Raw genomic sequence first — 8,421 nt, 5'->3', positions numbered from 1 at the left:
GCAATAAGACACTTGATCCTAAGATCCACCATTTCCAGCGGTGTTTTACAATAAACAGTCCGAAAACAAATAAGAAACAGATAATGGCGCCAAAATAATACGGACCTGAAGTACCCGGTTTGTTGCCCCAATACTGGTTGGTACCCAAATTTTGCGCCACATAACCAATGGCCTGCTTTGGATCAACGCCCTGAAGATTTTTTTCAACTGCTTTATAAGTATTGCTTTCAGGTTTAATAATTTCGTCGATACTGCTTGCACCACCATAAATATTCGGAATCAGAAATGAGAAACTCTCTCCAACACCCTGGCTCCATTGGTAGGCATATTCTTTATCTAAACCATTTGCAGGTTCAGCCTTATCGGTAGTTAAGTTCGATTTACCACGGATGGTTTCTTTGCCATACTCGTAGGTTGTCCACAAGGTACCTGCATTTACCAGAACCGATAAGAAAATACCCGCAGCAATATAAGCAACAGCTTTACCAAATGCCGGAAGCTGTTTTGCTTTAAAGGCATGGTAAAGTTCTATACAGCCTAGAATAAATAACGCTATAAATAAATAATAGGTCATTTGGATGTGGTTCGAGCGGATCTCTAGCGCCATAAACAGCGCCAGCAAACTGCCTCCTACCAGATACCTGCCCCTTAGGATGAGAATAATGGCAGCCAAAATAGGAGCGAAGAAACCAATGGCCAGGGCCTTATTGCTATGCCCCGCAGCAATAATGATAAAATTATACGAGGTAAATGCAAAAGCAATTGCACCCGCTGCAGCAAGCCATGGATTTATTTTTAATACACAAAATAATAAATAAGCACCTAAAAGGTATAACAGCACCGTTCCAACAGGATCAGGGAATATACCTTTTATTACATCGATACCATAAGTGGTAATATTTAAAGGATACTGCACCCAAATCTGGTAGGCGGGCATACCACCAAACATCTGGTTGGTCCAAAGTGGTCCTTTACCATCTTTCGCCTTAATATCCATAATTTCTTTCTGCATGGCTTTAGCCTGCAAAACATCGCCCTGCTGTGGCGCTTTACCCTGCAAAACAGGACTGAAGTAGGCAAAAGTGATGACTACAAAAAACGCAATAATGGCTAAGTGAATGCCATTTTTATTAAACCAGTTATTCATTAAGGTTTGTTTAAGTTTAAACGAACGTCAAAAATAAAAAATTGGGCGGTATAAAAAAGTAATAAATTAAATGCATGCTGAATAAAAAATTAGATTTGTAGCAAAGAATAAAAATTCAACCTATTTATTATGAGAAAGTTTGTCGTTACAATCGCTCTGGCTTTATTATCTTTTTCTTCGTTTTCGCAAATTGTAAGTTTAAATACCAATGAAATTAAAAAGCTGAAAACCCAGATCAAAAATGATAAGGAAACCCAAAAACTATACCTGGGCTTTGAAAAATCGGCATTAAATTATCTAAACGAAAACCCGAATCCAATTGATACCATCAGAACTGAAGGATTATTAAAGGGAAATCCAAAAAAAGAGAAAACCAGATTAGCCCTGGCAGATATGAACAAAATGTTTGTACTGGCCTTACAATACCGCATCACCGATGATCAAAAATATTTAAACAAATGTGTAGAATTTCTTGGTGCATGGGCCAAAATCAATAAACCAAATGGCGATCCTATTGACGATACCAATCTGGATAAAGCCATTGAAGCTTACGACCTGATTAAAAAAGACATCCCAACAGCTGATAAAAAACAGATTGAACAATGGCTTACTGAAACGGCTTGGGCAGAAATTAACAGCAAGCGGATGAAAGCGGGGAGAGCTACCGCCATTAATAACTGGAATGCTCACCGGCTAAAAGAAGTTGGCGAAATCGGTTACACCTTAAACAATCAGGATTTTATTAAATGGACTATCGACAATTTAAAAAGCCACATCAATATCAATCTATATGCTGACGGAACAAGTTTGGATTTTAAAGAGCGCGATGCCATGCATTACCACATTTACGACCTGGAACCTATGTTAAAGTTGGCCATTATGATCGACAGAGCGAAAGGCACCAATTTTTATACTTATGAGTCACCGAAAGGATCTTCGATCAAAAAATCTGTAGAATGGATGATCCCATACATTAATGGTGAAAAACAGCACGAAGAATATGTGAATACGACCGTTAAATTCGATCGCGACCGTACAAAGAACAATGAACCTGGATTTGCTCCCGGGACGATGTTTAAACCAGATTTGGCTTTACCTGTATTGAAACTATCTGTTTATTTCGATAGGGCACAGGCTGATCTATTAAAAAAAGTAAATAACAATGATACCAGCTGGCAGATGGTATTGGATAAACTACAGCAAGAAAGCAAATAGCTTCCAAAACAAATAAACTTTCAATAATTATTGAAAGTTTAAAAATAAGTTTATATTTGTGTATGGAATTAGCAGCAGCAAAATTAAAATTTATAGAAGCCTGGGGCAAATTAGGCTCCGAATGGGGAATTAACCGCACCATGGCCCAGGTACATGCGCTATTACTCATTTCTCCTGAAGCGCTTACCACCGAAGAAATTATGGAGGCGTTGAGTATCTCCAGGGGAAACGCCAACATGACCCTGCGCGATTTAATTGGATGGGGCTTAATTGAAAAACAGCACAAAGCAGGCGAGCGCAAAGAATACTTTTTTGCCGATAAGGATGTTTGGAATATTTCCCGACAGGTAGCTAAAGAGCGTAAAAAAAGAGAGTTAGAGCCTGTTTTAAAAGTTTTAAATGAACTGTCAACGGTAGTGGGCGATGAAAAAGATCCTGAATTTAAAACCTTTAAAAAATCAGTAAGCGATATTAACAAACTTGCCCTCAATGTAGATAAAACTTTAGAAACGATGCTTAAAGCAGAAGAAAGTTGGTTCTGGGGTTCGGTATTGAAAGTGTTTAAATAGAGACGTGAGATTTGGGAGGGAGGTATTGAGTAGCAAGATTTGAGTATCAAGTAGTAAGTATCGGGTATCAAGACATATTACCCCTAACCACTAAAAAGCCTTACCCTTAAGTTCGGCTTAATTTTTTAACCACAACTTTCATTTTTTACTGAAAGTATTAAAATTTAAATAAAATGAAAACGCTTAAGAACCATGTGATTTTATTTGATAATGAATGCCCAATGTGTTATGCCTATACCAAAACATTTGTAAAAACAGGTATGCTGGCCAAAGGTGGCCGTGAGGCTTATCAAAGTATGCCTGAAAACATTTGTCCTTTGGTTGACAAACAAAGAGCCGCCAATGAGATTGCGCTCGTAAACACCGAAAACGGTGAAGTAACTTATGGTATCCAGAGTTTATTTAAAATTATTGCGCATGCCATGCCCATCTTTAAATCGCTGTTTTTATTTGGGCCATTTGTTTATTTGATGCGTAAGCTTTATGCCTTTATCTCTTACAACCGTAAAGTAATTATTCCTGCGCCCGTTAAAGAAAACACTATACAGCCTAGCTTTAAAATCCAATACCGTTTGGCCTATCTACTTTTTACCTGGTTTGTTACAGCTTACATTTTAACCGCCTATGCACATCTTCTTACCGATTTTGTCCCACTGGGGAGCCAATATCGTGAATACCTCATCTGTGGTGGACAAATATTTCTTCAGGGCGCCATCATTGTTTTTTATAGAAAAGAAAAACGCTGGGATTACCTGGGCAACATCATGACCATCTCTTTTGCTGGTGCACTTTTGCTTTTGCCTGTTTTGGTTATCGCACAATACCTCATCATCCCTTCTATATTTTTTATTCTTTACTTTTTGATGGTGGCCGGACTTATGTTTTTGGAGCACCTCCGCAGAAACAAGCTGTTACACTTGGGCTGGACGATGAGTATTACCTGGGTGCTTTACCGTTTAATTGTTTTAGGTTTAATCTTTACTTTATAGGAATCATGAAATACAGAAGAATTGTACTCGCAGGAGGAAACGGATATTTAGGTACCGTACTGGCCAATCACTTTAGTCGTCTGGCTGGTGAAGTGATTATCCTATCTAGAAAACCACAAGCCGCAGCAGGGAACATTAAAACCCTGCTGTGGGATGGCCAAACCCTGGGTGACTGGGTAACAAGCCTTCAAGGTGCCGATTTATTGGTTAACCTTTGTGGTAAAAATGTAAACTGTAGGTACACCCCTAAAAACAAGAAAGAAATTATCAGTTCCAGGTTAATCCCTACCCGTTTACTCGGCGAAGTAATCAAAAGCCTGCAAAACCCACCAAAACTTTGGATCAACATTACCTCTGCGACCATTTACCGGCATGCCGAAGACCGTCCACAAGATGAACTGACGGGAGAAATCGGTGATGGCTTTTCGATTGAGGTGTGCAAGGCCTGGGAAAGTAGTTTCTTTGAAAACGAAACCCCAAAAACCAGAAAAGTAGCCCTTAGGATGGGCATTGTACTGGGACTAAAAGATGGCGCATTTCCACGCTTGCTCAACCTGGTTAAACTGGGCATGGGTGGTAAACAGGGCAATGGCGAACAGTATGTAAGCTGGGTGCACGAGTTAGATGCCGCAGGTAGTATTGAATGGTTACTGAACCACAATGAGATTGAAGGTATAATAAACTGTACCGCACCTGAGCCAATTAAAAACCACGTGTTTATGCGCAGCATCAGAAAAGCTTACGGCATCAACTTTGGTTTGCCTGCTCCTGCCTGGCTACTGGCCATAGGCGCAAAAATAATCGGAACCGAAACCGAACTGATTTTAAAAAGCAGGTGGGTTAAACCAAGAAGATTGTTGAACAATGGCTTTGAATTTAAGTATGCGAAGATAGATGAGGCAGTGAAGGGGGTTGAGGGAGGAGGGTCAGAAGGCAGAGGGTTGGAAGGCGGGAGGCATTGAGCGGGAATAATATTTAAATACAATTGTCTTTCAAGATATGAAAATATTAAAGGTCATCTATATCATTTCGGTATCGATCTGTGCACTAGAATTGTTGCTATTTTTGTGCAGCCCCTTTGGAGGTCCGCTTACCATTATTAATTTAATGAAAAATGGCTTTTTTTCTGCACAAGAAGGATATAGGGTGATTCCAATCCGCTCGATGTACAGTCCAGGGGATAAACATATCAGGTATCTGGAAATAATGAACAGTGCATTTACCAGTGGCTATTTTTTATCATTGATGGGGAGTTGTTTATCCCTTTTACCGTTCAAAATAAACAAAAAAACAAAATATAAAATTGGTATCATCCTTTTTACCTCATCGTTATTGTTCTCCTTCATTGGCGGTGCCCTCTGGCATTATCTGGTTCGCATATGGCTTCTTAACTGAAATATGGCAACAATTATTTTAAAGACACTAATCAATGCATCTATTGTACGCTGTTTCGATCTGGCTAGAAGTATCGACCTTCATGTACAGTCGATGCAAAGTTCCGGTGAGAAAGCCATCGCTGGGAAGAGAGATGGTTTGATCAATTTACATGAATCGGTTACCTGGCGGGCCAAACATTTTGGCATTCCATTCGAAATGACAAATAAGATTAGTAAAATGGAATACCCAACGCTCTTTGTAGATGAGATGGTTAAAGGCCCCTTTAAAAAACTCCATCACCAACACCAATTTAAAATAATTGGTTCTCAGACAGAAATGACTGATGTTTTTGAGTTTCAGGCACCATTTGGCTTATTAGGCCAGCTTGTAGAAAAAATATTTCTTAAAAATTATATGTTGAAACTAATTGAGAAAAGAAATAAGGTAATCAAATTTCAAGCTGAATGGTAATATGCGCTATTTGTGCCTTGCACTATCATTAAATTGCCATAGCACATTAATAATTTTCCAGGCCCCATTTAATTTAACAAGGTGCATATAATCTATCCATTCATCTGCAATTAGTTTAACTGAGGCCGTTTTCTCTGAAATATCAAGCATTTTAACTTCCTTTTTAGGAACAGCAGGGAATTTATCTTTTTTGCGGTTATAACTTTCAGCTAAGATAACCATCGATTCTGCAGAGGTTTCACGAACATAATCCTTGTTTGTTTCCTTATCCGTCCAAAACGTGCGTTTAACCAGCCTTGGGTGCAGAGCCTGCTCCATTTGTTTAGGGTTTGGGATATGCTGCGATTCTATATAATCAAGGACTGCACGTTTGATTTCTAAGCTATCCTGTTTTGTCTGGCTAAAGCATTTCGCACTTACCATCCACAAGGAGATAAAAACAATAAAATATTTCATAGTTACCGGTATAGTTTTGGTTTTCTGGTTGAGGTTTAAAAATATAAACTTAAACTATATACTTTAAACAAAAAAACCCTGAAACAAGTTCAGGGTTTAGTTTTATTTCACTTCTTCGTAGTCTACGAAGTCGCCGAGTTTATCTGTTTTACTTTGATCAGGCTTTGGAGGCATATAATCTATCGAAATAGAACCTTCAGGTTTTGACCGTCTTTGTTGTTGCTGTCCCGTAGCCTGACTTTGCATTTTGCCGGCCAGATTATTAAACAGCATTGGCAGAATTAACCTAATCAACATTCTGATCAGCCAAAGTACCAATATTGTGATGAAAATGAATTTTACTAATGCCATTTTTTAAATTACTGTTGTTACAAATATAGACGTCATAAAATTTATTTTGTTACTTACTGAGCCTTTAATTGCATTTTGATTACAAATATAATACGTAAATAAGCCTATAAAGGTTTTAACCACACCTTAATAAATCTTTCCTGTGATGATAATTCACCTTTTGACGCAATAACCTCTACGTTCTTTACCATGTCGCTGGCGATGTAAAAATCGTTGTAGCCCACCAACCTTTCCAGTTCAATAAAAACCGGCAGGTTCCTATCTCTCTTTTTTATCCTAAAGTTTTTAAACAGTTCTTCCAGGCTCCATAATTGAACATCTTTCTTCAAAGTAATCTCAATTACACCATTCTTTCCATTCACTCCATACTTTTCAGTTGCTGGTCTATCTTTCAACACATATACGGCCTCGACACCAGCTGGCCTGATGTATTCCATTACATTTACGCCGCTAAGCACAATATTGTTCACTACATATAAAGGTGGGTTTGAAATAATACCAGCTCTAGATGGCACACAAATCCTGATTGTTTTTTGATCGGTAACAACCTTATTTTCAACAGGTTTTACATTCATTGTATCAACAACCTGAGCAGATGCACTACCCATAAATACAAAAACTAAAATAATAAGATAAGTATGTTTCATTAATCTTCAATAATTTCAGCTACGCGGCCTACCTGACCATCTTCGAGCCTCACTTTTATCCCTCTGGAATGAAATGCCGATGAAGTAAGCAGATCTTTCACTACACCATAGGTGATATTTCCCGACTGCTGATCTTTCTTCAAAATAATTCCGACTTCCAAGCCTGGATAAATGTCTTTTCTGTTTTGCCCGTCCATTGTGCTGTAATGTAATGATGATTAAAGTTTCAAAATTCCATAATTATTTTGAGTGTTAAGGTAATTTACTGAAATCTATTTCAGGTTTTTTACCTGTAGTGCTTCTGGTAAGAATTTTTCTTGGTGTGGTATAATCGTTAAAAAAGCCACCGTTCTTTAAATAAAAGGCGCCTTTATCTATCCCTCCCTGATAATCCATCCGGTATCCTTTTGCTCCTGTATTGTCGGTAGTAAAGCGGGCAGACTTTAATTCGGTCCATGTTCCTTTATCATCACAGATCCATTGGTTATCAAACAAAACTTTCCGCGATAGGTCGCCCTGTACAGGTGAGAAGTTTTCTAAAAATGAATGGAAGCGCTTTAAATAGGTCTTAGTCTGCGGTCTGGTGAAACTGGCTATCAATTGCCATTTATTGGTTTCAGGTGCAAAGAAATAAGCAGTGTAGGTAGTTAGGCTATCTTTTCCAGGTACCCCATGCAACAAGAATTTATAGGTATTTCCTGCTTTCCACATATAATTCAGGTAACTCTGACCGCCAGCGCCTTCATTGCCAAACTCTCCCGTATGTACACCTTCGCCTTTCTTTAGCATTTTAATCTTGTGCGATTCCGGGATACTTTTAGGATCGTCGGTATTGAAAGGACTCCATACCGAAAATAAGATATGCCGTTCGGTTGGACTATTTACCTGCATACCGAAATAGCCTTCACCAAATCCGTTAGCCATAAAATAAGAGCCTAAAATATCTTCACCCTTTGGTACAGTTACTTCGTTATAATACCACGCTGCGTTTACATTTTCAGGTTGTTGATAGTTGAGGTGAACCGATGGCCCACGCCTGCCCCAATGAAAAAAGTTGCCTTCGTTGTTTTTAACATAAGCCGTTTTGCCTTCAGTAGCTGTTCCACTAACGGATAAGGCTTGTATTGAAGGGAATTTCATTCCAGTTTTGCTTATTCCTTTAATGGTTAAGGCAACGTAGCCAGTATCTTTAATGGTCC

The 8,421-nt window shown here is 38.6% G+C and carries 11 protein-coding genes and 1 pseudogene; 6 read left to right on the top strand and 6 right to left on the bottom strand.

The window, feature by feature from the left end:
* Positions 1 to 1,147, bottom strand: a pseudogene (locus tag AC1DPQ_RS10405) (hypothetical protein); the annotation flags it as partial.
* A 129-nt stretch (positions 1,148 to 1,276) separates the two neighbouring features.
* On the opposite strand from AC1DPQ_RS10405, the gene AC1DPQ_RS10400 reads away from it, so the two are divergent.
* The 6 genes from AC1DPQ_RS10400 to AC1DPQ_RS10375 all read left to right on the top strand — a co-directional run bounded on the left by AC1DPQ_RS10400 (position 1,277) and on the right by AC1DPQ_RS10375 (position 5,768).
* Complete coding sequence (locus AC1DPQ_RS10400) at positions 1,277 to 2,362, top strand: alginate lyase family protein (RefSeq protein WP_477584971.1); 1,086 nt, start codon at positions 1,277 to 1,279, stop codon at positions 2,360 to 2,362.
* Positions 2,363 to 2,424: 62 nt separating this feature from the next.
* Positions 2,425 to 2,931, top strand: coding sequence for a GbsR/MarR family transcriptional regulator (locus tag AC1DPQ_RS10395; protein ID WP_029278585.1), 507 nt, complete (start codon positions 2,425 to 2,427; stop codon positions 2,929 to 2,931).
* 173 nt (positions 2,932 to 3,104) lie between these two features.
* On the top strand, positions 3,105 to 3,920 hold the full coding sequence (locus AC1DPQ_RS10390) for a DUF393 domain-containing protein (protein ID WP_477584970.1): 816 nt from the start codon (positions 3,105 to 3,107) through the stop codon (positions 3,918 to 3,920).
* 5 nt (positions 3,921 to 3,925) lie between these two features.
* On the top strand, positions 3,926 to 4,882 hold the full coding sequence (locus tag AC1DPQ_RS10385; RefSeq protein WP_477609140.1) for a TIGR01777 family oxidoreductase: 957 nt from the start codon (positions 3,926 to 3,928) through the stop codon (positions 4,880 to 4,882).
* Positions 4,883 to 4,919: 37 nt separating this feature from the next.
* Complete coding sequence (locus AC1DPQ_RS10380) at positions 4,920 to 5,315, top strand: hypothetical protein (RefSeq protein WP_477578478.1); 396 nt, start codon at positions 4,920 to 4,922, stop codon at positions 5,313 to 5,315.
* Between the two features lie 3 nt (positions 5,316 to 5,318).
* A complete protein-coding gene (locus AC1DPQ_RS10375) occupies positions 5,319 to 5,768 on the top strand; it encodes an SRPBCC family protein (protein WP_477578477.1) in 450 nt (149 codons plus the stop codon).
* A gap of 6 nt (positions 5,769 to 5,774) precedes the next feature.
* Here AC1DPQ_RS10375 and AC1DPQ_RS10370 read toward each other — a convergent pair whose 3' ends face one another.
* From AC1DPQ_RS10370 to AC1DPQ_RS10350, 5 genes are all read right to left on the bottom strand, one after another.
* A complete protein-coding gene (locus AC1DPQ_RS10370) occupies positions 5,775 to 6,224 on the bottom strand; it encodes a nuclear transport factor 2 family protein (RefSeq protein ID WP_477578476.1) in 450 nt (149 codons plus the stop codon).
* 102 nt (positions 6,225 to 6,326) lie between these two features.
* Complete coding sequence (locus tag AC1DPQ_RS10365) at positions 6,327 to 6,575, bottom strand: DUF4834 family protein (protein WP_055903040.1); 249 nt, start codon at positions 6,573 to 6,575, stop codon at positions 6,327 to 6,329.
* 104 nt (positions 6,576 to 6,679) lie between these two features.
* Positions 6,680 to 7,222 (bottom strand): hypothetical protein, encoded by a 543-nt coding sequence (locus AC1DPQ_RS10360; RefSeq protein WP_477578475.1) that lies wholly within the window; start codon positions 7,220 to 7,222, stop codon positions 6,680 to 6,682.
* Positions 7,222 to 7,419 (bottom strand): YwbE family protein, encoded by a 198-nt coding sequence (locus AC1DPQ_RS10355; protein ID WP_477578473.1) that lies wholly within the window; start codon positions 7,417 to 7,419, stop codon positions 7,222 to 7,224. The genes AC1DPQ_RS10360 and AC1DPQ_RS10355 overlap by 1 nt, the downstream gene beginning before the upstream one ends.
* 55 nt (positions 7,420 to 7,474) lie before the next feature.
* Positions 7,475 to 8,421: DUF3472 domain-containing protein (locus AC1DPQ_RS10350; RefSeq protein WP_477609138.1), on the bottom strand; the 947-nt coding region annotated here is incomplete at its 5' end.

This window comes from Pedobacter sp. 01T416_2 (genome assembly GCF_056398925.1).
This window is presented reverse-complemented; position numbering and strand designations above follow the sequence as displayed.

What these genes read in the sequence shown, in the direction of transcription:
- AC1DPQ_RS10365 (WP_055903040.1), bottom strand. Translation starts at nt 6,575, where the DNA reads ATGGCATTAGTAAAATTCATTTTCATCACAATATTGGTACTTTGGCTG.
- AC1DPQ_RS10355 (WP_477578473.1), bottom strand. Translation starts at nt 7,419, where the DNA reads ATGGACGGGCAAAACAGAAAAGACATTTATCCAGGCTTGGAAGTCGGA.
- AC1DPQ_RS10370 (WP_477578476.1), bottom strand. Translation starts at nt 6,224, where the DNA reads ATGAAATATTTTATTGTTTTTATCTCCTTGTGGATGGTAAGTGCGAAA.
- AC1DPQ_RS10360 (WP_477578475.1), bottom strand. Translation starts at nt 7,222, where the DNA reads ATGAAACATACTTATCTTATTATTTTAGTTTTTGTATTTATGGGTAGT.
- AC1DPQ_RS10390 (WP_477584970.1), top strand. Translation starts at nt 3,105, where the DNA reads ATGAAAACGCTTAAGAACCATGTGATTTTATTTGATAATGAATGCCCA.
- AC1DPQ_RS10375 (WP_477578477.1), top strand. Translation starts at nt 5,319, where the DNA reads ATGGCAACAATTATTTTAAAGACACTAATCAATGCATCTATTGTACGC.
- AC1DPQ_RS10400 (WP_477584971.1), top strand. Translation starts at nt 1,277, where the DNA reads ATGAGAAAGTTTGTCGTTACAATCGCTCTGGCTTTATTATCTTTTTCT.
- AC1DPQ_RS10385 (WP_477609140.1), top strand. Translation starts at nt 3,926, where the DNA reads ATGAAATACAGAAGAATTGTACTCGCAGGAGGAAACGGATATTTAGGT.
- AC1DPQ_RS10380 (WP_477578478.1), top strand. Translation starts at nt 4,920, where the DNA reads ATGAAAATATTAAAGGTCATCTATATCATTTCGGTATCGATCTGTGCA.
- AC1DPQ_RS10395 (WP_029278585.1), top strand. Translation starts at nt 2,425, where the DNA reads ATGGAATTAGCAGCAGCAAAATTAAAATTTATAGAAGCCTGGGGCAAA.